The organism is Faecalicatena sp. (assembly GCF_058819085.1).
In genome coordinates this window covers 14006-40110 of the sequence record NZ_JBZUUL010000027.1, presented here as the reverse complement: position 1 = coordinate 40110, position 26105 = coordinate 14006, and the positions used below count along the sequence as shown (strand labels likewise).

Genomic DNA, 26105 nt, shown 5'->3' with positions numbered 1-26105 from the left:
ATATGCCTCCTATCTCATTAATTTCTGTAAAGTTACCACCAGTTCGTCAATGGTCTCGTCCTTCCCATTCTTAATATCCTCCGCAACACAAGTCCTGATGTGGTTTGCCAGAAGAACTTTATTAAAACTATTCAAAGCCGCATTGACCGCTGAAACCTGAATTAAAATATCCGTACAATAAGTATTACTCTCAACCATCTTTTTAATACCACGCACCTGTCCTTCGATACGGTTCAGACGATTGACCAGATCCTTATATTCCTTGTCAGAACGCTCCTTTGTCTTATGACAGCATTCCTTCCTCTCTTCCATAATACAGTACCTCCTTTACTTATGAGCTCATTATATACCCTGGTGGGGTATATTGCAAGCAAAAGTTTTTAATACCTCTATTTTCTGCCGCCTCCTATAAGAAAGGTTTTAGAATTGCTGATAGAAAAAAGAGACTGATGAGCGAAGGAAATCATTCTCTAAAAACAATCTCCTCACTCATCAGCCTCTTCTTTTTTTCCTTTCTGCTCACTACACAAATATCACCATCAAGCTGACGATCAGCACCGATACCGCATTTGATATGAGCATTGTGCCAATCCCAAGCACCGGTCCGATCTGGCTCTTAATATACCCTTTTTCGGCTTCACTCTCTCCGATCGCCGCCGCCTGATTCGTCAACATATCATTGACCGGAAATCCCATCATACAGTTCATGGTCAGTGCGATTCCCCGTTCCGGACGGAACCCGCAGATCTTGGCTCCCACAACACCGCAGAGTACCAGGACGACCGTGGATACGACAAACACCAAAAGCAGCGGCGGGATAAAAGCTACCAGGCCCTGCCATGGACATTTTGCAATCGTATTTGCCATCAATCCCATCAGTCCCAGCAGCAGAAGGCCATAAGAATCTGCCTTGAAAAGCGGCGCCTTGTCCATAAGACCAAGGCTTCCCAGTATGCATCCAAACAACAGGGCTGTAATATTCGGATTAATATTCATACCTGCCAGCACCGTCCCCTGCAGCAGATTATTAATCACCGTAACGATCATGATAATCCCAAGATAATACGCTGTATTCTTATACTTAGCAGGGATCCTCTCACAGAAAGGAACCTTCCCTGACTGCTGGACGTTTGGATTGCCTCCCATAGCTCCCGGCTTTTGCATTTCTGCCGGCTTCTCCTGTCCATTTCCTGCGTCACGCGCCCTGAACTCTTTAGACAACGCTCTGCTCTCCCGCTTCAGGGCCCAGGTTACAACAGGAACACTAAACAGCCCCTGGAACATAAATACCAGCCATGGGAAAACGGAAATCGCCGGATTTTTATCCAGGACCCACCTGGATGCGATTGCACAGGAAGCCCCTCCGCCGATCACAGATCCCGGTGACAGAAAAGCCAGACCCTTCCCCAGGATCGGAGTGAGGCCAAATCCCACGATCACCACCAGTATGAGAGACGCCGCGATACAGATGAATGCCTCATTTTTCTTGGCTTTAAGCATCTTGAAGTTGATCATCGTCCCTGAATGGATGACCAGCACGTTAAACGCGATCGTTCCGACCGCGATCATATTCGCAGATAACAGCATATCCGTCGGAAGGATCCCCGTCCCAAACCCGATGGCAAACAAGACTCCATAGATCAGCGGCATCGGGATCATAGATCTCAGCTTTGCCGCGATCGTCAGGGATACGAATGCGATCACCAAAAACACAAGAAAACTTCTGTCAAATGCCCATGTATATTCAGCCCCCATAAAAAAACACCGTCCTTTATCTTTCTATTGTTACGAGCTGCAGCTTATGTGCCTGCGTAAAAGCCGCCGGCACAGCCCTCTGTGAATCGTAACTTTCTACTACAAAGTATAAAGGAACGGTGATATTTTTACTGTCAGAAAACTGACACATGTGCACATTTTGCTACTTCTTCTGCGACCTTTGCAGCTACCCGCTTATCAAACGGAGACGGGATGATATAGTCCGGCTTTAATTCTTCCTCACTGACTAAGGATGCAATGGCCCTCGCCGCAGCCAGCTTCATATCATAGGTAATGTCTCTGGCACCTGCATCCAGCGCCCCTCTGAATAATCCCGGGAATGCGAGTACATTATTGATCTGATTCGGATAATCGGAGCGTCCCGTTCCCATTACCTTCACGCCAGCCTCCACAGCATCCTCATAGGTGATCTCCGGTGTCGGGTTTGCCATGGCAAATACGATCGGATCCGGTGCCATTGCAGCTACCATTTCCTTTGTCAGGATATTTCCCGCAGAAACGCCGACAAATACATCGGCCCCAACGATCGCATCCTTCAAGGTTCCTGTCACCCCTTCCGGATTCGTGAGCCTGGCAAGCTCCAGCTTATGCCCTACTGCAAATGGGCAGCCTTCTGCGAGGATTCCCTCCAGGTCACAGATGGTCATATGCTTCACTCCCGCATGGAGCATCATTTTTGCAATTGCCGTACCTGCACTTCCCGGACCATTTAAAACGACCTTGATCTCATCGATCTTCTTTCCTACTACCTTTAACGCATTCATCAGCGCTGCCGTTGTCACGATCGCAGTTCCATGCTGGTCATCATGGAAAACAGGGATATCCAGCTCCTTTTCCAGCCGCTGCTCGATCTCAAAGCACTTCGGGGAGCAGATATCTTCCAGATTGATCCCTCCAAAACACGGGGCGATCCGCTTCACTGTCTCGATGATCTCCTCTGTATCCTTCGTATCCAGGCAGATCGGAAATGCATCCACGCCGCCAAATTCCTTGAACAGGATCGCCTTCCCCTCCATGACCGGCATCGCAGCCTTCGGCCCGATATCTCCCAGTCCCAGGACCGCTGTCCCATCGGAAACTACCGCGACCAGATTTCCTTTTGCAGTGTAAGCGTATGCTTTCTTCTCATCCTTGTGGATCTCCATGCATGGACTGGCAACTCCCGGCGTATACGCTGTGCTTAAGTCCTCCCGTGTCTTGAGCGGCACCTTGCTGCACACTTCGATCTTTCCGTGAAACTCTTCATGCATCCTGATTGCTTCTTTTCCATAATCCATAACCCGCACCTCTTTATATTTACTTTTTGATTTACTTTGCATTTTCCTTATGTACTCTATTTACAGCAGATCCTTTTATGCCTCCAGCTTTTTCAGCAGCAGCTCTTTTCCTGAAATTCCCGGTTCTGTCATATTCTTTACATCCAGGATTTCTTCCAGCTCTTCCTCATTCAAAAGCCCTTCATCCAGGATCAGCTTTCTGACCGGCACGCCGGTCCTGATAGCAGTTTTTGCCAGAGAGGCTGCTTTCGCATAGCCGACATGCGGACAGATCGCCGTGACAATTCCCACACTGTTGTCAACCAGCTCCTTACAGCGTTCTTTATTTGCCGTGATCCCTTTGACACAGTTATCCACAAATGTCTCCACCGCATAAGCCAGAGTATCGATGGACTGGAACAGACAATAAAAGACGATCGGTTCAAATGCGTTTAATTCCAGCTGCCCGGCCTCTGCTGCCATCGTGATCGTCACGTCATTTCCAATGATATTAAATGCAACCTGGTTCACCACCTCCGGGATAACCGGATTGACTTTTCCCGGCATGATAGAGGATCCGTTTTGTTTTGCCGGAAGATTGATCTCCCCAAATCCACACCTTGGACCGGAGGACATCAGTCTAAAATCATTGGCGATCTTGGAAAGCGTCACTGCACAGGCCTTCACTGCACCGGATACTGCTACAAATGGATCTAAGTTCTGTGTCGCATCGATCAGGTCGTAGGCCTGCACGAACTCCATGCCGCTGATCTGTGCCAGGTTCGGAACGATCCGTTTCAAATATGCCTCATCTGCATTGATCCCTGTTCCGATTGCTGTACCGCCCATATTCAGAGTACGCATCTCCTCCTGTGCCTTTTCCATACGGTTGATATCACGCTGGATCGCTACCGAATATGCCTTAAACTCCTGCCCCAGGCGGATCGGCACTGCATCCTGCATCTGTGTCCTTCCCATTTTTATAATGGAGTCGAATTCCTCGCCTTTCTCACAAAATGCTTTATGCAGCCTTTCCAGTTCCTTTTTCGCATTTTTCAATAGTTTTAAGGAGGTCATCTTGCCTGCCGTCGGAATCACATCATTTGTTGACTGGCCGCAGTTTACATGGTCATTCGGATGTACGATGGAGTAATCCCCTTTCTGCCCGCCCAGGATCTCGATCGCACGGTTTGCAATCACTTCGTTTGCATTCATATTGATAGAAGTCCCTGCACCGCCCTGGATCGGGTCTACGATAAATTCCTCATGAAGCTTCCCTTCCACGATCTCATCACAGGCTTTCACGATCGCTTCTGCAATATGTTTATCTAAAAGTCCGATCTCACAGTTTGTGATCGCTGCCGCTTTCTTGATCTGAGCCAGACTGTTAATTACCTCTGGATGCATGGACAGACCCGTGATACGGAAATTCTCAGCTGCCCTTAAAGACTGTACGCCATAGTAGACGTCCTCAGGTATATCCTTTGAACCGATCGAATCCTTCTCCGTCCTGCATTCCATTCCATCTATATTTTTTTTCATTACCATAACAAAAACCTCCCAGACTTTGCTGCCAATTTCTTTTTACAGGCACATTATAAGTCTGAAAGGTTTTATAATCAAAGACATATATTTATATATCGCTCATAACCATTTATTTATATGCACGCAATATAGGGGCGCGGACATATTATTTTTCGGACAATGGGCTAGACTTTTGTTTTCCACTTTCCGCTGATATACCGGATAAAACAAAGGACCAATCCCGTGCTCCAGGAAATCGGAAGCCCCCACCAGATGGATGCCATCCCAAGATCTGTATACTTAAGCATCAGATAAGAGGATGCCACTCTCACCACAAGCGCAATGATCGTAGCCGCCATGGAATAAAATGCATCTCCGGCTCCCCTGAGTGCGCCGCTTAAATTATTATAGAAAGCATTGATCAGGTAAAAGAGCGCGATCGCTCCCAGATAACCTACTCCGAATTCGACCACAAGGGGATCCACATCCCCTTTCAGGAAAATCCCAATCAGCTGATACCGGAAAATAAAGATGAGAAGCCCGATGCCTCCACAGACAGCCGCCGCCAGCCCAAAGCCTGCATGGACACCCTGTCTGGCTCTTTTTTCATCTCCTGCCCCGATGTTCTGTGCTACAAATGTAGACAATGCAGATCCCAGATCAAACATCGGCATCATCGCCAGCGATTCCACCTTTCCGGCCGCCGCATAGCCCGCCATTGCCGCCGTTCCGAAGAGATTGACCATCCCCTGTACACACATCACACTGACGGAAACGGAAACCTGTTGAAACATAGCCGGAATTCCCAGCTTTAAGATCCTCTTGAGCATCTGCCTGTCGAAAACACGTTCCTCCCTGGACATCTTTAGGATCTTTGCTTTCCTCCTGATATACAGTACACATAATAGTGCAGAAATTCCCTGGGCCATGATGGTAGCCACAGCCACTCCGGCAATCCCCATGTGGAAAACTACTACAAATAAAAGATCCAGCACGATATTTAATATAGAAGCAATAATCAAAAAATAAAGCGGGGTCTTCGAATCTCCGATGGATCTGAAAATCGCTGTACATACATTATAAGCAAACGTCAACACCAGACCGCCAAACACGATCCGCAGATACAAGGTACTTCCCGCCATAATATGATCCGGGGTCCCGATCAGCCGAAGCAGGGGAACCGCAAGCCCCTGGCTCACTCCCGTCAGGATCACTGCCAGCACTCCCATCCCAATGATCATGGTATAGAGCGCCCGGTGGAACTCTTCCATATTCCTGCCTCCGAACAGCTGGGATAAAAGCACCGAGGCACCGATCGTCAGACCGATCATCACCGCATTCAAAATAAAAGTCACCGGAAAGGAACCGCCCACAGCCGCCAGGGCATCCGCTCCCACAAACCGTCCGACCACCACCGAGTCCACAATACTATAAAGCTGCTGAAACACATCCCCCAGCAGCATAGGCAGGGCAAAGCCTCCGATGATCCGGGCCGGCTTTCCCATCGTCATATCCTTCATATCCAAAACCTCCCAAACACTTCCTATTATAAGTAGATCCAAAACCTACAACACAAGTGTCTATTATAAGCCCCATATCCATCAAAAGTCTACCCCAAAAATAAAACGATTGAGGCAGCGTCTGCAGTTTCTAAAAACAAAAAACGGGAAAAACAAAGGCTGATGCCTCTATTTTTCCCATTTTAGTTTTTAAGAATCCCAAGTCCTGGCAGGGTCTTTTAGATCTATGCAGACTTTCTGCCCGGGCATGTATATCATTTGTCAGCGTATTCCCCCCGGCTGCAAGTAAAGACTAATCTTCTACCTCGATCTCATCCCAGTTCTCGAAAGGCTGTACCCACTGTTCCGGATCTGTATAAGGAATGACCGGCAGCAGCAGATAAGAAGGATGGTTATTATCTCTGTAGATCTTATAAGAAGTTGTTGTATTGGTCGGAATGACATTCATATTGCCGACTTTACCTGTCCAGCTCTCTGTATGACAAGCATTCGGGCACTGGCTTGTGATCTCCAGCTCGATCCAGTGTCCTGCCGGGATAATCATGGATGTTGGATTCATCTCGATCACATACTCACGGATCTCACCCGGTGTAACAGGGATAGATACGCTGTTGTCATGTACCGGTGCACCAATCGTTGACTTCTCCTCATTCAATGGATGAGAAGCTCTTAAAGCGCCGTAACGCAGCAGCGGCATTCTTGTTCCATCCGGCAGCACATCAAACAGGCTGCATACAAAGTTCGCATCCTCAGCATCGATAGAAGCCCAGAGATGTAACTCGATCGGTCCCGTGATCTCCTTAGCCTGTGGGAATCTGGAGGACTTATATACAAGCTTGTTAACATCTGTTGAAATAGACGGCGGCAGGTGGGTAAATCCATCCGGCGGCAGATCCTTATCCGGCTCTCTGTCCCAACGCAGACGGTTGAAGGAACGTAAGTACATCTTCTGCCACTCTGTTCTTGCCAGCGGCCACTCGTTCTCGTAACGTGTTCCTGAGTTAATGACACAGAACTTATATGGAGGCTCATCCATAATTCCTGTATCCACGCCCTTCATCCAGTGATCATACCATCTTAAGCACTCTTCATTCAGTGCGCGGTATGGAAGCTCCAGTCCGTCATAGCCTTCCAGAACGCCGAGACGCTTCGGAGCTGCCAGTCTGTCATCATTCATAGCTGAGAAGATCGGAGCACTCCATCTTCCAAGCGGTGACCATGCACAGTGCAGGTATACAGGAACCTTTACTTTATCATACATCTGGTTTGCACTGCGCTGTTTCCAGTACTCATCATCCAATGGATGAAGCAGGTAATCCAGATAGAAGGTGTGGTATGTCGGCGGCCAGGTTGTCAGGATCTTGGTGAAATAAGAGTTCACTGCAATATCCGGGTCCTGAAGACGCTCTTTCATCATCTCTTTTACTTTGTCTTCCCCATACATCTTCACAGACCAAGGCATTGGCTGATTCGATGGGCAGAGCTCCCAGTAAATACTCATATATGTGGACGGAACACCGCCGTAATATCCATGCTGATAGTAATCATCAACAAATGAGCAAGGCATGATACATTTCAAATGAGGCGGCTGCTGTGCTGCTGCAAGGATCTGGCAGATTCCGAAATAGGAATATCCGATCATACCTACATTGCTGTCACACCAGTCTTCTCCTGCTGCCCACTCGATCATATCATAGATATCCTCATGCTCCTGAGGATTATATACACCGTAGAAGGTTCCTTCGCTCTTACCGATTCCTCTTGGATCTGGAATGATATACGCATACCCTCTCTTTACAAAATATTCAATATCTCCTGCTTCCAGGCTGTGGTCGAATAAAAGAGACTCCGGCGGAATCGCACCTCTCTTAATTCCCTGCATCTCTTTACTGTAAGCAGACCAGCTGACAAGAGCCGGAACCGGGCCCGCTCCCTTTGGGAGATATACATCTACACAGAGGCGTACTCCATCCCTCAAAGTCATCCATACATCCTCATGCAGTTCTACTTCATACTTAGGTCTTGACAGTTTATCCAAATTCTTCACATATCGTTTGTCCCAGTAATTTGGCAGGTTATCAATCCCAAGAACTTCTGTAATTCTTTTTTTCATAGTTTCGTACCTCCTTTTCATGTAAATATCATAACAAAAAATGGTGTGTACCGTTGTCATGTACACACCATTTTTGAAATTTTCTATGTCACCTGAGGAGACAATTTTTTGTCGCCCGGGAAGACAGACTATACCGAAAACCGTTATTTTGCAGCTGCGGCATCCATCTCAGCCTTTGCATTTTTCTCCATCTCATACCATGGCTCGTAAGGCTCTTTCATCTTCTTGAAGATATCAAATCCCTTCTTATCCATGACGTATTTACGGCGGATCAAGGTGTAGATGATAGCGCAGACATAGAATACGACCATTGTGATCCAGTTCTTCGGAGACATCTGGAACAATACATAGCTTCCAAGTACGACACACATTACGCCGGCTGCAACCGTCAGTACACAGTTGAGGACATGAGGCGTCTTGATATATGCATTCTTATATGCGTGAGGGAATTTCCTCGGCAGCATAAAGATACTGAAAAATGTGATCGGAAGTAATAACAATCCAGGAATCGTTGTGATCTTTACAACGTCATCCAGATTAAATCCTGCAACGATCGCTACGATCGCGATAATGGAGTTCACCCAAAGGGAAACTGCCGGTGCACCATGCTTGTTGGACTCACAGATCTTACTCGGGAACAGTCCGTCTCTGGCTGCTGCAAAGTTGATTCTGGAGAACATCATCATTGCTGAGTTGATACTGGTTACAACTGCAAGCAGTGCTCCGCCTGCAACGAAGAACATCAGCATTGCCGGTCCCATGAACTTGCCTGCAACAGTTGCAAGGTTATCGATCTCGTAGAAGTTCGGCATAACACCTACCGTTACATATGCTACTGCTGCGTAGATAACAGCTGTTGCAAGTGTGCTGACAAGGTATGCGATCGGAACGTTCTTACCAGGGTTCTCGATTTCCTCTGCTGAATAGTAAAGTACGTTAGCACCGATCAGACTTCCGTGCATGATTCCCATTGCAGCCCAAAGTGCGCCGAGCTGGAACGTAGTGGAGATCACTTCTCCGAAGGAAACAACTGTTGCTCCCCATCCGCCAAAGATATAAACACCTAATGCAACAAGAAGAATTGCTACACAGACGTTCTGTACTGTGGATGAAAGCTTGATTCCGAAGCAGGAAATAATGGTGAAGATAATAATGCAGACAACCGCTGCAGCTTTTTCTGGACATGCCGGTACTAACATGCAAAAGTATGTAGAAAACGTCAATGCCATGGTCGCTATCTTCATAACACCTACAACCAACTCATTGAATGCGTCCCATGCTCCCATAATCGGATGAACCAATCTGGTCAGGTACATGTAGGAACCGCCGTTGGCAGGTAATGCTGATACCAGTAACATCTCAGGGATACTGCGTAAGAATACGAACAGCGCCGCACAGATGAAACCGATAACAATCCCATTCCCCCCCAATAATCTTAATGGCGATAGGTGTTGTGGCAAATACGCTGGCACCTATGATACTTCCGATACCCATTAAGATACAGGACAACAAATTCATTTTCTGTTTTTTCATCTACTTACCTCTTTTCTTTCTGTTATTTTTAGTTTACTATACCCAATTTCTGACGCTTGGAGTGTCATGTATGTGACATTTAACCTATTTTGAGTTATTTCTTTTCTTTTTTTGTGCATTATGTTAAAATCTCTTTAGGACATAATTAAAGAAAGGACTGCTGCCAATATGGACAAAACTACCAGACTCCAAGACCTAAGCAAAGAAGAACAGGCTATTTTCCAGGCCCTGAAATCCACAGCGCTATTCGAAAATCTCCCCGTGAAACAACTTATCGAGCTTTCGACCCACTGTCGGATCACACACAAGAAAAAAGGTGCGACTATCTACAGAAAAGATGAATCGTCCAATCATTTATATATTATCAAATCCGGCTACATCATGGAATCCGTATTTTACGGCACCAGTGCCGATATTATCGTAAAGGTCAGAAGCGACGGAGAATACTTCGGGGAGATGGGAATGCTCACCAACGAACCCTATCCCAACACTGCCCTGACCCTGGAAGACTGCCAGCTCATCTCCATCCCTAAGAACTACTTTCTGGAGACTGTCTGGGGCAATACCTGTGTCTGCAAAGTCATTATCCAGGAACTGATCGACCGCCTGCTGAACTCTGCGCAGCACATGGTCAATGCCATGTACTTAGACGCTCCCGGCCGTCTGGCGTCCACCATCGTCAACCTGACCACCAACAGCAAACAGAAAAGCATGAACATCCGTATCACGCAGAGCGCCCTTGCCTTCTCATCCGGCATGGCCCGCCAGACCGCCGCTAAGATCTTAAGCGACTGGCGCAAGGATGGAATCATCTCCACTGAGCGCGGCAAGCTGTCCGTCCTTAACTTCAACAAACTTTTGGATATCATCCTCAACAGCGAGATCGGAGACTAAAAGGAAGGGACCCGGGGCCTCCTCGGCTCCCTTTCTTCTACCACCCCTCGTTTCCGGATCTTCCTTGCATTTTCCGATCCCTCTCCTTCTGCCTCCTCTTATTTCCTCCTCTTCCCTCTTTTACCTCCTCATCTTCCTCCTTCCACTTCCTGATCTCCTCCCCTTCTATACACAGCCTTAATTCCTCATCCCTTTCTATCCGCTCTCTCACTCCCCCCTTCTTTTCTCTCTCCTTTTTCTCTTCTTCCCGCTGTCCCAAAATTCTTCCCCGACACTCCGCGCTCTCCATCAAGTCTATCTAAAGATATGCATCCCCCGTCCAAAAAAGTATCACTTTCTCAACACCCTTCCCTTCCTCGATTCTCTCTCCCTCATCACCTCCCTGCTGCACCCTCCCGCTAATTTTTTCCCGCTTTGAAGCACGCAGCCCCGGAGCATCCGCCCATATCCTGCCTGCCGGGGGCGTTAAGGAGGATGGGATAAGCGGCTTCAATAAAAGTTTGAAGGAAATAAGGGGTAAACTTTGGACCACCAGTCCAAAGTTTAAGCGGACCCGCAGGAAAAAATCATCCGGATTTTTTCCGAGTGTCCGCGCTCCCCGCCATTTCCTTCAAACTTTTATTTAGCCGCTTCCCCATCCTCCGCCCGCCCCCGGCAGGCAGGATATGGGCGGATTCTCCGGGGCGGACGCCCTTCCCCCCCTTTATTTGTCAGATTTTTCTTCTTGTGTCACTTTATAGACAGACAGATATATTTTTTTTGATTATACTTAGCCTATCAAAAACGTAGGAGGTACGATTTATGAACCAAGAAGAATTTTGCGAAGTAACAGGTTTGGAGAAGGTACCGGTTTATTGGGACAGACGATATACAAAAAACCTCGACAAGCTTTCAAAACCGATCTATACTGTTAAACTTGAAGAAGACGTAGAAGTTGTTTTAAGAGACGGCACAAAAACTTATGTTGATGTTTACCATCCGGCAGAATTAGAATCAGCTCCTTCTCTGATCGCTTATTCCGCATATGGAAAGAAGATGCAGAGAATGCGCCACGGAGCACTTCCGGGATCTTCCAACTATTTTGACCACAGCCTGGAAGCCGGCGACATCGATTTCTTTGTAGAGAGAGGTTATACATTTATTATTCCTGACGGACGCGGAATCGGAAGAAGTGAGGGCGAGTACCTCGGTGTTTATAATCCGCAGGAGCAGGAAGACGTATATGACTATGTAGAATGGGCAGGAACAGACTGTAAATGGAGTACAGAGAAGGTTGCATTACTTGGATACTCATATTTTGGAATCATCCAGACACTTGTTGCAGCACTTCAGCCTCCACACCTGGTATGTATCATGCCATTAAGCTATACAGATGACTATTATCAGCATGGATATTATGGCGGTGTTGCAGATACATATATGAACATGTACTGGGAACTCTGCCCGGCTAACAACCCAACCACCTGGACGAGTAAGATGATGTCTGAAGAAGAGATGAAAGATCTGATCGAAGAGGTACAGAAAGACCCGGATATCGGTATGAACACCTATTTCAACAAGATGTTCAATGTATGGCCGCCGAAGTACCATACCTTCTATCTGGATTACCTGCTTCATCCACAGGAGGATGATTTCTGGCGTCCACGTTCTATGAAGTACAAATATGACCAGGTTAAGGTTCCTGTATACTTCAAGTGCGGATGGGCTCCTCAGGGACGTTGGTCAGCTCCTGTATTCAATGCAATGAACAGCAAGGAACTCAACGTATACAAACGCTGCGGCGTTATGGAAGGCTACAACGGAATGGAACTTCCATACCGTTTCATGAATGAAGAAATGCTCCGCTGGTATGATTACTGGATGAAGGGTGTTGACACCGGTATCGTTGACGAGCCTCCGATGAAGATGAATATTCTGGGCGCTGGTTATCGTTATGAATACGAGTACCCGCTAGAAAGAACACATTGGAAGAAATTATATCTGCATACATTCGGCAATCTGCGCTGGGAGCCTGTAGTAGAAGGCAATCTGGCACCGGACAGCTTTACACACCGTCCTCCGTTCATTACAACAGAGGTAGAGAAGCTTACTTACCGTACAGACCGCTTCAGCCGTCCTACAGAATTCACAGGACCGATCGAGCTGCATCTGTGGGCTTCTATCGACAGTGACAATGCTAACTTTATTACAAAAGTATGGCAGATCACAGCCGGCGGAACAAGAATGCCTGTTTCCCGTTCAGGATCCTTAAAGGCATGCTATCCGCTTGATGAAGAAAAGAGCCAGATCGGACGTCCGGTACATGATTATACCAAGAAAGTACCTGTTGTTCCGGGTGAGATTAAAGAATACGTGATCGAGATCAATCCGATCGGTATGGTATTTGCACCTGGCACTGCTATTGAGCTTGAGATCAAGGCTATGGATAACTTCGAGCCACAGAGCGGCGCTTGGCAGGCCAAGATGGACCACCTTGGACCGATCCCAAGTGTTAAGACGATCAACTACAAGATTTACAGAGATAAGGACCATCCTTCCTATCTTCTTATGCCTTATATTCCTACGACACCACCAGAATTATGGTTACAGCCGATCTGTGATGATGATATCGTAGTAGGCGGAAGCGGAAGAGGAAATACCCATTAATCTCTTACCTTATATAATTCCTTCTTTCAAAGGAAAGGGCCCCCTGACTGCCATCAGGAGGCCCTTTCTGTTCTATGCTGTTCATCTGTCCTTTACGATCCCTTTTGGTTTCAATTACACCTCAAAGATCAGATCACCATAGGAAGGCATCGGCCATACATCCTTATCCACGATCATCTCCAGTTTATCCACAGGCGCACGCAGGTTTTCCATTGCAGGCACGACATCGGAGTAATAATAGTTCGCCTGAACCTCTCCTTCTTCCTTCTCTGCTGCGGCCTCTGTCACCTGGATCAGTACGTTCAGCGCATTCTTCGTCTCCACTAGCAGACCGGAAACCTCTGCTAACAGTTCTGACTGGACGGACGTATCCGCTCCTGCCTCTCTGACTGAGATCACGGTATCTGCCAGAGTCTTGGTATACCGCATGATCGCAGGAATGATCTGCTTGCTCGCCATGTCGATCATGGTACGGGCTTCAATATTGATCGCCTTTGCGTAGGACTCATACTGGATCTCTGCACGGGATTCCAGCTCTGCCTTTGTAAAGACATTGAACTTCTCAAACAGCTCCACTGCTTTGTCTGTCGTCATGGCCGGAATGGCTTCCACCATGGACTTGATGTTCGGAAGCCCTCTTCTCTTTGCCTCTTCCACCCAGTCCTCGGAGTATCCGTCACCGTTAAATACGATCCGCTGGTTCTCGATCGCATATTCCTTGATCAGGTCATGAACTGCCAGATCGAAATCGTCAGCCTTTTCCAATACCTCGCACGCCTCTGCAAATGCTTCTGCCACGATCGTATTGATCACCACATTCGGCGCTGCAACAGAGTCGCGGGAACCGACCATACGGAACTCAAACTTATTCCCGGTAAATGCAAACGGGGAAGTCCTGTTGCGGTCTGTGGCATCCTTTGCAAGATCAGGCAGTGTCTTAACACCTGTCTCCAGCTTACCGCCCTTGAGGCTGTGTGTTGCCTCACCGGTGCTGATCAGCTGCTCCAATACATCCTCAAGCTGCTCGCCTAAGAACACGGAAATGATTGCCGGAGGAGCCTCGTTTGCCCCTAATCTGTGGTCATTTCCCGGATCTGCTGCGGATTCACGCAGCAGGTCTGCATGTCTGTTGACTGCCTTTAAGATACAGGTCAGTACAAGAAGGAACTGGGTATTCTCGTGAGGAGTCTTCCCCGGTTCCAGCATGTTGATCCCGTCATCCGTCGTCAAAGACCAGTTGTTGTGCTTACCGGAACCATTCACGCCTGCAAACGGCTTCTCGTGAAGCAGGCACTTCATACCGTGCTGGCTGGCAACTCTCTTCAATGTCTGCATCACCAGATGGTTGTGGTCGACCGCAATGTTCGCCTCAGCATAGATCGGTGCCAGCTCGTGCTGTGCCGGAGCCACCTCATTATGCTGGGTCTTGGAAGAAACGCCGACCTTCCACAGCTCTTCATTGACATCCTTCATAAAAGCAGCGATCCTCTGGCGGATCGTACCAAAGTAGTGATCATCCAGCTCCTGTCCCTTCGGAGGCATCGCGCCAAATAAGGTACGTCCCGTGTAGATCAGGTCCTTTCTCTGCTTAAACTTCTCCGCATCCACCAGGAAATACTCCTGCTCCGGTCCTACGGATGGTGTCACCTTTTTCGAGGTCGTATTGCCAAACAGACGAAGAAGTCTGAGAGACTGTGCGCCAACGGCCTCCATGGACCTAAGAAGCGGAGTCTTCTGATCCAGCGCTTCCCCTTTATAGGAGCAGAATGCCGTAGGGATACAGAGTGTTGCCCCTGCCGCATCTTTCCTTACAAACGCAGGTGAGGTACAGTCCCATGCCGTATACCCTCTCGCCTCAAAGGTAGCGCGCAGCCCGCCGGACGGGAACGAAGACGCATCCGGCTCGCCCTTGATTAATTCTTTACCGGAAAAACTCATCAGCACTTTACCGCTTGGGAGTGGAGCTGAAATGAAAGAGTCATGCTTCTCTGCCGTAACACCTGTCAGCGGCTGGAACCAGTGCGTGTAATGTGTGGCTCCCTTCTCGATCGCCCATTCCTTCATCTCGTGGGCGATGACATCGGCTGTTTCAAGATCCAGTTCTTTACCTTCCTCAATCGTCTTCTTCAAGTTCTTGTAGATCTTTTTCGGCAAACGTTCCTGCATCACGGTGTCGTTAAATACGTTTTCTCCAAAAATATCTGCAACATTCACAAGTTCAGTGCTCATAATTCCTTCCTTCCTCTTTGCATCTTATCCTGTATCATAACAAAGTGGGCAAGCCCACTTCAACTTCCCAGCCCCCCACTCATGAGAGGCTTGCATGCTTTGACGCCGCCGCGATGCCGCAAAAGCGGCTATATACCTTATCGCGGCGTGTGCATCCCCCGGAGGGTTTTCATGATACAGGAAATTCCTCTGGAATTTCCTGTATCATGAAAAAGGCACTCCAAGCTCTCTTGGAACGCCTTTGTTCGAATCTGCGCTGTCAGTATACCTCAATCGGTTCAAAAAGGCAAGCAAAATCTATAAATTTCTTATTCAGCTTTTCCTATTGATCCGAATAATTCCATCTTCTCTTTTACTGTAGCTATAATTGCATCTGCGCCTGGTTTGAGTAATTTACGTGGGTCAAATCCTTTTCCTTCCAGGTCTTTTCCTGCTTCGATGTACTTACGTGTTGCTGCAGCAAATGATAACTGGCATTCAGTATTTACGTTAATCTTAGCAACTCCTAAATCGATTGCCTTCTTGATCATATCTTCCGGGATACCTGTACCACCGTGAAGTACGAGCGGCATATCTCCTGTCAGCTTCTGGATCGCATCCAGAGTCTCGAAGCTTAAGCCTTCCCAGTTCGCCGGGTATTTTCCGTGGATGTTGCCGATTCCTGCTGCCAGGAAATCGATTCCGAGGTCAGCGATCATCTTGCATTCGTTAGGATCTGCACATTCGCCTTTTCCGATGACTCCGTCTTCCTCACCGCCGATGGAACCAACCTCTGCTTCCAGAGACATTCCGTGCTCTTTTACAACTCCTACAAGTTCTTTTGTCTTAGCGATGTTTTCTTCGATCGGATAGTGAGATCCGTCAAACATGATGGAAGAAAATCCTGCTTCCACGCACTTTAAGCATCCTTCGTAGCTGCCGTGATCCAGATGAAGAGCAACCGGAACAGTAATGTTCATCTCTTCCATCATTCCGTTCACCATGCCTACAACAGTCTTATATCCTGTCATATACTTTCCTGCACCTTCGGATACACCTAAGATGACCGGAGAGTTACACTCCTGAGCAGCTGTCAAAATAGCTTTTGTCCATTCCAGGTTGTTGATGTTGAACTGTCCTACTGCATAGTGGCCAGCTTTTGCTTTCTGAAGCATTTCTTTTGCTGATACTAACATACTTTCTTCCTCCACTTCTATCCTGACGGCTGTTCACCGTCCGGCATGCTTGTTAATAAAATCTTTTTTTATTATAGCCTATCCACGAAAAAAAGACAATCCGCAATTGTCACAATTAAAAGGACAGAATCTTTTCTATGCTACTAAATTCCAATAAAAATAGTGCCGGGTCCTGCAAAATAAGTCATTACAGTACCTGGCACCCTCTTTTTTTACAGATCTTTACAGATCTTTTGCCACCTCATAAGCCGCCCAGATCGCATCCATGATATTCGTCGGCTGCTTGGCATCTCCAATCAGATACACGTGCTCCCCTTTGATCTTCTCATAGAGAGACTGGTTCGGGATATATCCGACAGATACGACGATATGGTCAGCCGGGATCTCATGTTTTACCTTCAGGCCCTGAGGACCAACCGCAAACATGCGCTTCGCCCTGTTCGCCACGTTCGGATAGTTCTTTTCTGTCTCGATGACCGTCGCAACTCCATCCTGATAGCTCTCTACGACTGCATTCTTGATCACTTTAACTTTATAGTAATCAAGCAGCTCCATCAGCATATTATAGTTGGCTGCGGAAAGTCCAAATGCATTGAGGATCGTCTCTGTCATCTCCACGACCGTGACTTTCTTTCCTTCCTGTCCCAGCTTATATGCGATCTCACAGCCTGTCAGGCCGCCGCCTACGATGATCACATTGTCACCCTTGACCTCAATATTTCTGAGCGTATCTACCGCATATGTTACATTTTCTGAATCGAATCCAGGAGTATCCAGTCTTCTCTCCTTCGCTCCTGTTGCCACGAAGATCTCATCATATCCAGCCGTCATCTCCTCTGTCACTTCCGTGTTCAGATGAATGTTGACCGGCAGATCGTTCATCTGCTTGATGTACCATTTCAGAAGGTTCTTATCATCCTCTTTGAAATCCGGCGCTGCCGCAGCGATAAATACTCCGCCCAGCTCATTGCTCTTCTCATACAGATCGACCTCATGACCGCGCAGTGCACAGACTCTTGCAGCCTCCATACCGCCCAGTCCTCCGCCGATGACCATGACCTTTTTCTTCGTCTCAGCCTGAGTCAGCGCATAGCTCTTCTCGCGCCCGCATACCGGGTTTACGGCACAGCTGATGTCCTTGCCCTGGAAGATGCGTCCCAGACAGCCCTGATGGCAGGAAATACACGGACGGATCTCATCCAATCTTCCCTCACGGAACTTATTCGCAAGCTCTGCATCTGCAAGCAGAGGGCGTCCCATTCCCATAATGTCGATCTGTCCTTCTGCGATGGCCTTCTCAGCCAGATCAGGATCATCAAAACGTCCTGCACAAACCACCGGAATATTGACTGCCTTCTTGACCTGCATCACATCCTTTAAGTTACATGCCTTCGGCATATAAACCGGAGGATGCGGCCAGAACCAGGAATCATAACTGCCGTTGTCACAATTGAGCATATCATAGCCAAACGATTCCAGCATCTTAGCAACGGTAATTCCCTCTTCCAGGTCTCGTCCCTTCTCTTCGAACTCTTCTCCCGGAAGTGCCCCGCGGTTGAAATCCTTCACATAACTGCGTACACTGTAACGGATCGATACCGGGAAGTCTTTCCCGCATTTTGCCTTGATCGCTTCTACTATCTCCTTCGGAAATCTCAAACGGTTCTCCAGGCAGCCGCCGTACTCATCGGTACGTTTGTTATAGAAGCCGATGGCAAACTGGTCGAGAAGATACCCTTCATGAACGGCATGGATCTCTACGCCGTCGCCGCCTGCCTGCTTCACAAGGTAAGATGCCTCCGCAAAGTTCTCCACATACTTGTGGATCTCCTCCTTTGTGATTCCACGGTTCTTGATAGTCGGATCCCATACATTCTGGATCGGCGCAGGAGCAGGCAGGATCTTCCGGTCCGTCTCACTCTCGATATGGGCCGCGCGGCCTGTCATAGCGGTCAGCTGGACAAACATCTTGGATCCATACTCATGAACACCGTCCATCAGGTACTTCATCTCATTAACATATTCCTCCGGGTAACATAAAGGCGTACGCACCGGGATCGGAATGATCGGCACAACACCTGAAATGATCAGTCCGGTGCCGCCCTTCGCCCTTTCGATATAATAGTCTGCACCGTCCTTCGTATATGCAGCTGTCTTCTGGTTCATCAGACGAGGGGAAAATACTCCCATCGGCATCATCGCGATGCGGTTCGGCAGTTCGATTCCTCCAACCTTGATCGGGGAAAATAAATGTTCATACTTTGTAGACATAGACCTCTCCTTCCATCCTTTCGGATTGCTCTGTTTTTATTCTGTTAAAATAATAACATGATTTACAGTGGAAATCTATTGACACAGAATACAATTCGGCGAATGATATTTTGTGAAATATGCCAGCTTCCTGACTCTTGTCAAAAGATAAGACAGCGTGTTATGCTTAGAGATACGGAATCACGAATCATCTGCGAATCGAAACTACCCGCTGCAGTTTTGCCAGAATAGGGAAGAAAATAGGGAGGAAATTCGATGAAACCACAGACCAACCGCCAGAAACAGGCTCTGGCAACCAAACAAAAGATTTTTTCCTGTGCAGTAACACTTTTCGCGCAGCAGTCCTATGAAAATGTAACTGTCCAGGATATCTGCCAAAAAGCAGAAGTATCTGTGGGCGCCTTTTACCACCACTTTCAAAGCAAAGAGAACATCCTTGACGAGGGCTACCGCCTCTTTGACCAACAGTCGGAGGAAGCATGGAACCAGGGACATCCCGATGACCCCATTGAGGCAGTTCATTTTCTGATCCTGGAACAGGCCCGTTCCATGGAGAACATGGGAGCAATGGCTGCACTCCAATATTTTAAACATCAGCTCTCCAGCAGTGAAAAATATATTCTTAACCCGGACCGTTTTTTCTACCAGACCATTCTTCGCGCTGTGAAAGAAGAGACAGCCTCTGGAAGATTAACTGGGGATCCTACTGTCATCACAGAAGATATCTTAAGCCTCACAAGAGGACTGATCTATGACTGGTGTCTGCATGGGGGATCTTATATTCTATCGGAACGGTCACAGAGAGTATTAGATATGACCCTTAAGTATTACAGAAAATAAAAGACAGGATAAAAATGTGATAACGAGCAGTTCCGAAAATTTCGGAGCTGTTTTACTTTTTTCAAACAGGTATTCAGGCTCAAATTCGCTGAGCGGGTAAAATACGATGAAGCGCAAAAATACCGGATATCCTGAACTTAGGATATCCGGTACTCACTTAGTGACTCCGAGGGGAATCGAACCCCTGATTCCAGCGTGAGAGGCTAGCGTCTTGACCGCTTGACCACGGAGCCTTAATTGTTTTCGCTTTTCTCAAGCGAGTTTTATCTTACCATACCTTTTTTAATAATGCAAGTACTTTTTTCAACTTTTTTCATCTTTTTTTCGACAGGCCTTTTCTGCACCATAATAACCCCAATATCACACAGGCAATTTCTTCCTTCTCTCACCTGGCTGCTTCATATAACGGCACCTGCCCTTTTAGATCCGCCTCATAGGCGAAGGACAGATGCCTGTATTTCATTTCCTGAACGGCTTCACCTTCCTAGATCTGTACTTTCTTAAGATCTATTCACTGAATGCCTCTAATCTTCCTTCAATTCGATCGCCCCTGCGATCCTTCCTTTCACAGAGAGCCGCTCGATCGCCTTGGGTGATACCATGATCCGAAGTCCCTGCTTCTTATTACGGATCACGACCTCATCATGTTCACCGCCAAACTCACCGTCCAGGGTCCAGGGGATCTCCTCCACGGATTCAAACTTCACATTGCCTGAACGGAAGGAATACATATGCTTAGAATCGATCTGCTTGATCACGAGAGATGCAATGATCTCGTTTAGCTCAATTGGATTCTTCGGGGTCTTGATCAATGTAACTTCAAACTCGCCGTCATCAAATATAACATTCTTCCCAATGATCCCTTTAAACCCACCTACTGAACGGGAATTTGTCACCATTCCGAATACAAAATCGTCTTCCAGAGTCTCCCCGTCATAGGTCACCTTGATATGATAGGAAGGGATATTAAAGATGCGCTTAGTTCCCTCCAGCACATACGCCAGATGTCCAAGGACATTCTTCATACTCTGCTTCGTCTCATAGGACACGTCTGTGAACAGGCCGAACGCTGCAATATAGACGAAATAATCGTCATTAAATACGCCCACATCGCATGGGAAGGGAACTCCATTCGCTGCCGTATCTGCCGCCTCCAGCATGTCTTTGGAGATATGGAGGCTGTTTGCAAAATCATTGGTTGTTCCGGCCGGGATATATCCGATCGGTATCTGTTCGTTCCTGATGGCCATTCCTGTGACCACCTCGTCAAGAGTCCCGTCACCACCGCTGCATACAACCACATCATATTCCTCTGTATAGGAAACTGTTTTGGTCAGTGCATCATGGTAACACTGCGTGGGATATACTGTTACCTCATATCCACCCTTCACAAAGATATCCAATACATCTGCAAGCCTTGGTTTGAGCAGCCCGGTCCCTGCATTGGGGTTATAAATAAACAGCATTTTCTTCATACCATACGCCCTCCGTTTTATGTAAAATCTTTCCTTATTTCTTACTTATGCCCCTTCATTATAAAAGAGGCCGCACAAAAGTACAACCTCTTTTCCCACCTCTTTATTCTATCATAAAGTCTATCCGCTTATTTATCTACCTTCGTAAAAAAGGTCTTAATTCCTTCTGCGGCTTTCTTTTCATCCTCACCATCTGTTACTACTGTCAGCTCTTCCCCCTCACAAAGGTTCAGGCTCATCATTCCCATAATACTTTTTGCATTGATCTTCTTCTCGCCTACATGGATATAGACTTTGCTTGCGTACTGACTTGCCTCCTGTACTAACAATGCGATTGGTCTTCCATCAAGACCTTTCTCCTGTCTTACAACAACCGGTGTTTCAATCATAATATTCCTCCTTGTTTTGCCTAACCTTTTCTGCCATCTCGCTCAGCTTGCGAAGTCTGTGGTTCACTCCAGACTTTCCGACGGGCGGGGATAAGAGTTCTCCTAACTCTTTCAATGTCGCATCAGGATGGGAAAGGCGGGCAAGCGCTGCTTCCTCCAACCCTTCGGACAATTTTTCAAAACCTATTGTATCTCTCAGATATGTAATATCCTCTACCTGCTTAACCGCAGCAGATACGGTTTTGTTGATGTTGGCAGTCTCACAATTTACCTTACGATTTACGGTGTTGCGCATTTCCTTGAGGATACGGACATTCTCCAGTTCCATTAACGAAATGTGCGCCTCCATAATATTCAGGATATCAACTATCTGGGAGCCTTCTTTCAGATACACGACATAGGACTTCTTCCTCTGGACGATCTTCGCATCCATGGAAAAGCCGCAGATCAATTCCTGTATCTGGTGTGCCATCTTTAAAGATGCACAGACGATCTCAAAGTGATAGGACTTCTTCGGGTCGCTCATCGATCCGGCTGCTAAGAATGCGCCTCTGATAAAGGCACGTCTGCAGCAGATCTGCTGTACCACAAGCGGATTCACGATATGAACCTCTTCGAATCCTGCCTGATGTTCGTCTATCAGCTTCGTTGCCTGAAGGATACGCAGAGCATCTTCATGCTTCTTTACTACCACAGCATAAGTGACACTTTGCTTCAAAATATTCCTTCGGATAGAGATATCAGCTTCTATATTAAATGTTTTTTCTATTAATGTAAAGCATTTTCTTGCAACAGCTAAATTTTCCGAATGGATTTTCACACTGTAGCGCCCGCAGCTATTGATAACGATCGAACCGCACATGCTGATCAGGGCCGCCAATTCAGCGATCTGACAGTGCCTTGCATTACTCCACTGCTTTGAAAGTTCTTCTCTTACATTTCCTGAAAATGACATCGCTCTCTCCTGTACTATTTTGCCTTCGTTATTGCATCTTTCCCAATATCACGGTGTTCAATACGCACCCCATAATTTTCCTTTTTCCCCAGAAATTCATACAGAGCGTTCGCAAGCGTGACAGAACGGTGCTTCCCGCCTGTACAGCCGATCGCGATCACCAATTGGTTTTTTCCTTCCAGTATATAATTCGGAATCAGGAATTCGATCATCCCCGTCAGCCTCAAAAGAAACTCCTGGGCCTTCTCACTCTCCATCACATACTCCCGGACCTCCGCATCATTGCCGGTCTTCGGTTTCAGTTCTTCTATATAATAGGGATTGGGAAGAAAACGGACATCAAACACCAGATCAGCATCCTGTGGGATTCCATATTTGAACCCGAATGACATCACCGTAATGTACAGATTTTTAAAATCCTTTCCTTCCACAAAAATCTTTTCCAATTCCAGACGCAGTTCCCGGGTAAGCATCTTACTTGTATCAAGTATATACGTTGCCTGCATTTTTAAGAACGCTATTTTTTCCCGTTCTTTTGCGATCCCTCTGTCTATATGTCCGCCTCCGCCCAATGGGTGCTGGCGCCGGGTCTCTTTATATCTCTTTACGAGGATATCATCCCCTGCGTCCAGAAACAGAATTTCATAATGTATCCCGATCTCATCGATCTGCCTTAAATTCTTTTCCAGGCTTTGGAATGCCTGGCCGCCCCGGATATCAATCCCCAGAGCCACATTAGTGACCTCTGTGTCAGGAGTCGACATCATCTCCGCAAACTTAGGCATCAGCGGGATCGGCAGGTTATCCACGCAGAAGTAGCCCATATCCTCCAGCATTTTAAGTGCTGTTGACTTCCCTGCACCGGACATTCCGGTCACGATCACAAACCTCATCTTAAAACTCTCCTATCCTTTTCACTTCCGGTTCCAGTCTGACGCCGGCATAGGCCTCCACCTTGTCTGCGACCTGTTCCATCAAAGAGACAACTTCTGCCGCTGTCGCCCCTCCGCGGTTAATGACAAAGCCACAATGCTTTTCCGATACCTGGGCATTCCCCACACGGAATCCGCGAAGCCCTGCGTCCTCGATCAGCTTTCCTGCAAAATACCCTTCCGGACGTTTAAACGTACTTCCTGCACTTGGGTACTCCAGGGGCTGCTTTGTTACACGCTTCTCTTTTAATTCCTCCATATAAGTGCGGATCGCCTCCGGATCGCCCTGTTCAAGGCTAAGCACCGCCTCAAGGACTACATATCCATTCTTTGCAATAATACTGGTCCGGTAACCCAGCTTGAGGTCTTCAACGCCCAGGGTCTTCACCTCCCCATCCGGCATCAATACCGTGGCGTTTAAAAGCACCTGCTTCATCTCTCCGCCATAAGCGCCTGCATTCATCATCACAGCACCCCCGAGTGTTCCCGGAATGCCTGAGGCAAATTCAAAGCCTTTCAGGCCGTGTCCCAGTGCCTCCGCAGCGATCTTTGAGAGCAGCGCACCTGCCTGAGCATGGATCTGGTTTCCTTCCGTGTAAATATCATTCAGGTTCTTATAGACCTGGATGACCACTCCCCGGTATCCCTTATCCCCCACCAGGAGATTGCTGCCATTCCCCAGAATATAGTAAGAGATCTCTGCCTTCCTGCATATGTCAATCGTTTCTTTTATCTCCGCTATACTGCGGGGTATCACAAAATAATCGGCAGGACCGCCGATCCGAAATGTCGTATGTCTGCTCATTGCCTCATCACAAAGTACCTGCTCACTGCCCAGTACATTACATAATTCTTCATATAAACTCATAAATGTTCTCCATTTCTTTTGAACTATTCTTTTCCCAATCATACAACAAACCAGGCTTAAATTCAACCAGGGATACGAAGCCCACCGCTGCATACCATCCTTTCTCAAAGTTTCTGTCCTGTCCTCCGGCCTGCTGCACATGTAAAAGTCCATTGCCATGTGCCCGAAAATAGCCGAAAATGCCCGGTATACTTGCAAATTTCTGTTAAATGATGTATATTTATTTCGTGTACATGCTTTTGGCAACAGAGCAATTAAAGAAATAAAGGAGTGAACAGATAATTGGACTCGAGTGATGCCATACAATTTGTTATATTAATCGTATTATTACTACTGTCTGCATTTTTTTCATCTGCGGAGACAGCACTGACTACGGTCAGCAAGATCCGCATGCGTTCCCTTGCAGAGGACGGCAACAAGCGCGCGAAGGCTGTGTTAGACGTGACAGAAAGACATTCACGCAAAATGCTGAGCGCCATTTTGATCGGCAACAATATCGTCAATATCTCCGCTTCATCACTGGCAGCTACATTAGCATACAGCTTTGGCGGATATATGGTCAGTATCGCAACCGCACTGTTGACAGTCGCGATCCTGGTATTCGGTGAGATTACCCCTAAGAGTATCGCTACCCTGAATTCAGATAAGCTTTCTCTTTCTTATATACGTGTGATACGGCCGTTTATGACTATTATGACGCCATTTATTTTTATCATTAATGTATTTTCCCGCGGGATCCTGTTTTTATTCCGGATCGACCCGAATGCGAAGAATGACACCATGACAGAGGACGAGCTCCGTACGATCGTGGATGTCAGCCACGAGGACGGGATCATCGAATCGGAAGAAAAAGAGATGATCTACAATGTGTTTGACCTGGGAGATGCGCGCGCCAAGGATGTCATGGTCCCCCGTGTGCATGTAACATTTGCCGATGTAAACAGTACCTATAAAGAACTGATTGATATTTTCAAAGAAGATAAGTTCACACGTCTCCCTGTCTATGAAGATACAACGGATAACGTGATAGGTACGATCAACATGAAGGACCTGCTTTTGTTCGATAACAAAGAACATTTCAGTGTGCGGGATATCCTGCGTGAAGCTTATTTTACCTATGAATACAAGAATATTTCGGAGCTGCTTGTAGAGATGAGAGATGCCTCCTTCAATATCGCCATTGTTCTGGATGAATACGGTGAGACCGCCGGACTGATCACTCTGGAGGATATCCTGGAGGAGATCGTCGGTGAGATCCATGATGAGTATGATGAGAATGAAGAGGAATTCATCAGGCAGATCAACGAATATGAATATATTATTGAAGGCTCCATGAGCCTGGATGATGTGAATGACCGTCTGGATGTGGAACTGGAATCCGAGGATTACGATTCCCTCGGCGGATTTATCATCGAACACCTCGACAGGCTGCCTGAAGTGGGCGACGAGGTTACGGAGGAGAATGGAATCCGGCTTGTTGTTGAAAAGCTGGATAAGAACCGTGTAGAAAGCGTTCATGTCTATCTCCCGGAAGAGAAAGATTCAAATGAAGAGGAAGACAGCCGATCAGATGAGGATCCGGCGAATGATTCCAAAGAAGCATAAGATTTATCAGCATTCCCTGATCGCAGGATACAGACGATCGGGGAATTTTTTTACACCCCAAGGACAAGTCACTTTCTTTCCCCTTTTCACATATCATAAAGTAG

Annotated in this window: 21 protein-coding genes and 1 tRNA gene; 4 read left to right on the top strand and 18 right to left on the bottom strand. The window is 47.2% G+C overall.

Going from position 1 to position 26105, the window contains the following annotated elements; translation table 11 throughout:
* Positions 1 to 9 precede the first annotated feature (9 nt).
* From AC4OGX_RS13815 to AC4OGX_RS13780, 8 genes are all read right to left on the bottom strand, one after another.
* The gene (locus AC4OGX_RS13815; protein ID WP_493331163.1) at positions 10 to 312 is read right to left on the bottom strand and encodes a metal-sensing transcriptional repressor; all 303 of its coding nucleotides are present in this window, start codon (positions 310 to 312) and stop codon (positions 10 to 12) included.
* A 210-nt stretch (positions 313 to 522) separates the two neighbouring features.
* Entirely contained in the window at positions 523 to 1755 is a 1233-nt protein-coding gene (locus AC4OGX_RS13810; RefSeq protein ID WP_493331162.1) for a hypothetical protein, read from the bottom strand.
* Positions 1756 to 1889: 134 nt separating this feature from the next.
* Positions 1890 to 3053, bottom strand: a complete 1164-nt coding sequence (locus tag AC4OGX_RS13805; RefSeq protein WP_493331161.1) for an NAD(P)-dependent malic enzyme — start codon at positions 3051 to 3053, stop codon at positions 1890 to 1892.
* 75 nt (positions 3054 to 3128) lie between these two features.
* A complete protein-coding gene (locus AC4OGX_RS13800) occupies positions 3129 to 4580 on the bottom strand; it encodes an aspartate ammonia-lyase (RefSeq protein WP_493331160.1) in 1452 nt (483 codons plus the stop codon).
* Between the two features lie 161 nt (positions 4581 to 4741).
* Positions 4742 to 6076 carry an MATE family efflux transporter gene (locus tag AC4OGX_RS13795; protein WP_493331159.1) on the bottom strand — a complete coding sequence of 445 codons (1335 nt, stop codon included), beginning with the start codon at positions 6074 to 6076 and terminating at the stop codon, positions 4742 to 4744.
* A 292-nt stretch (positions 6077 to 6368) separates the two neighbouring features.
* Positions 6369 to 8189, bottom strand: a complete 1821-nt coding sequence (locus AC4OGX_RS13790) for a CocE/NonD family hydrolase (protein ID WP_493331158.1) — start codon at positions 8187 to 8189, stop codon at positions 6369 to 6371.
* Positions 8190 to 8332: 143 nt separating this feature from the next.
* Positions 8333 to 9619 carry an APC family permease gene (locus tag AC4OGX_RS13785; RefSeq protein ID WP_493331307.1) on the bottom strand — a complete coding sequence of 429 codons (1287 nt, stop codon included), beginning with the start codon at positions 9617 to 9619 and terminating at the stop codon, positions 8333 to 8335.
* A complete protein-coding gene (locus AC4OGX_RS13780) occupies positions 9549 to 9722 on the bottom strand; it encodes a hypothetical protein (RefSeq protein ID WP_493331310.1) in 174 nt (57 codons plus the stop codon). The genes AC4OGX_RS13785 and AC4OGX_RS13780 overlap by 71 nt, the downstream gene beginning before the upstream one ends.
* 261 nt (positions 9723 to 9983) lie before the next feature.
* Between AC4OGX_RS13780 and AC4OGX_RS13775 the strand changes: the two genes are divergently transcribed.
* Positions 9984 to 10616: a Crp/Fnr family transcriptional regulator gene (locus AC4OGX_RS13775; protein ID WP_493331157.1), complete on the top strand. Its 633-nt coding sequence runs from the start codon at positions 9984 to 9986 to the stop codon at positions 10614 to 10616.
* Between the two features lie 37 nt (positions 10617 to 10653).
* On the opposite strand, the gene AC4OGX_RS13770 is transcribed toward AC4OGX_RS13775, so the two are convergent.
* Positions 10654 to 10905, bottom strand: coding sequence for a hypothetical protein (locus AC4OGX_RS13770; RefSeq protein ID WP_493331156.1), 252 nt, complete (start codon positions 10903 to 10905; stop codon positions 10654 to 10656).
* 512 nt (positions 10906 to 11417) lie between these two features.
* Here AC4OGX_RS13770 and AC4OGX_RS13765 point away from each other — a divergent pair.
* A complete protein-coding gene (locus AC4OGX_RS13765; RefSeq protein WP_493331155.1) occupies positions 11418 to 13262 on the top strand; it encodes a CocE/NonD family hydrolase in 1845 nt (614 codons plus the stop codon).
* Between the two features lie 114 nt (positions 13263 to 13376).
* Here AC4OGX_RS13765 and AC4OGX_RS13760 read toward each other — a convergent pair whose 3' ends face one another.
* The 3 genes from AC4OGX_RS13760 to AC4OGX_RS13750 form a co-directional block, all read right to left on the bottom strand.
* Complete coding sequence (locus tag AC4OGX_RS13760; RefSeq protein ID WP_493331154.1) at positions 13377 to 15491, bottom strand: glutamine synthetase III family protein; 2115 nt, start codon at positions 15489 to 15491, stop codon at positions 13377 to 13379.
* A 308-nt stretch (positions 15492 to 15799) separates the two neighbouring features.
* Positions 15800 to 16666 (bottom strand): class II fructose-1,6-bisphosphate aldolase, encoded by an 867-nt coding sequence (gene fba / locus AC4OGX_RS13755; protein WP_493331153.1) that lies wholly within the window; start codon positions 16664 to 16666, stop codon positions 15800 to 15802.
* Positions 16667 to 16888: 222 nt separating this feature from the next.
* The gene (locus tag AC4OGX_RS13750; RefSeq protein ID WP_493331152.1) at positions 16889 to 18937 is read right to left on the bottom strand and encodes an FAD-dependent oxidoreductase; all 2049 of its coding nucleotides are present in this window, start codon (positions 18935 to 18937) and stop codon (positions 16889 to 16891) included.
* Positions 18938 to 19192: 255 nt separating this feature from the next.
* On the opposite strand from AC4OGX_RS13750, the gene AC4OGX_RS13745 reads away from it, so the two are divergent.
* Entirely contained in the window at positions 19193 to 19777 is a 585-nt protein-coding gene (locus AC4OGX_RS13745) for a TetR/AcrR family transcriptional regulator (protein WP_493331151.1), read from the top strand.
* A gap of 161 nt (positions 19778 to 19938) precedes the next feature.
* Here the strand turns inward: AC4OGX_RS13745 and AC4OGX_RS13740 are convergent.
* The 6 genes from AC4OGX_RS13740 to murB all read right to left on the bottom strand — a co-directional run bounded on the left by AC4OGX_RS13740 (position 19939) and on the right by murB (position 24396).
* Positions 19939 to 20010 (bottom strand) — tRNA-Glu (locus AC4OGX_RS13740).
* Between the two features lie 291 nt (positions 20011 to 20301).
* The gene (locus AC4OGX_RS13735; RefSeq protein ID WP_493331150.1) at positions 20302 to 21252 is read right to left on the bottom strand and encodes a diacylglycerol/lipid kinase family protein; all 951 of its coding nucleotides are present in this window, start codon (positions 21250 to 21252) and stop codon (positions 20302 to 20304) included.
* A gap of 128 nt (positions 21253 to 21380) precedes the next feature.
* Entirely contained in the window at positions 21381 to 21641 is a 261-nt protein-coding gene (locus AC4OGX_RS13730; RefSeq protein ID WP_493331149.1) for an HPr family phosphocarrier protein, read from the bottom strand.
* Positions 21634 to 22596 (bottom strand): DNA-binding protein WhiA, encoded by a 963-nt coding sequence (gene whiA, locus AC4OGX_RS13725; protein WP_493331148.1) that lies wholly within the window; start codon positions 22594 to 22596, stop codon positions 21634 to 21636. The genes AC4OGX_RS13730 and whiA overlap by 8 nt, the downstream gene beginning before the upstream one ends.
* 14 nt (positions 22597 to 22610) lie before the next feature.
* Positions 22611 to 23489 (bottom strand): RNase adapter RapZ, encoded by an 879-nt coding sequence (gene rapZ, locus AC4OGX_RS13720; protein ID WP_493331147.1) that lies wholly within the window; start codon positions 23487 to 23489, stop codon positions 22611 to 22613.
* A gap of 1 nt (position 23490) precedes the next feature.
* Positions 23491 to 24396, bottom strand: a complete 906-nt coding sequence (murB, locus tag AC4OGX_RS13715; protein WP_493331146.1) for a UDP-N-acetylmuramate dehydrogenase — start codon at positions 24394 to 24396, stop codon at positions 23491 to 23493.
* A gap of 282 nt (positions 24397 to 24678) precedes the next feature.
* On the opposite strand from murB, the gene AC4OGX_RS13710 reads away from it, so the two are divergent.
* A complete protein-coding gene (locus AC4OGX_RS13710; RefSeq protein ID WP_493331145.1) occupies positions 24679 to 26001 on the top strand; it encodes an HlyC/CorC family transporter in 1323 nt (440 codons plus the stop codon).
* The last annotated feature ends 104 nt before the right edge of the window (positions 26002 to 26105 follow it).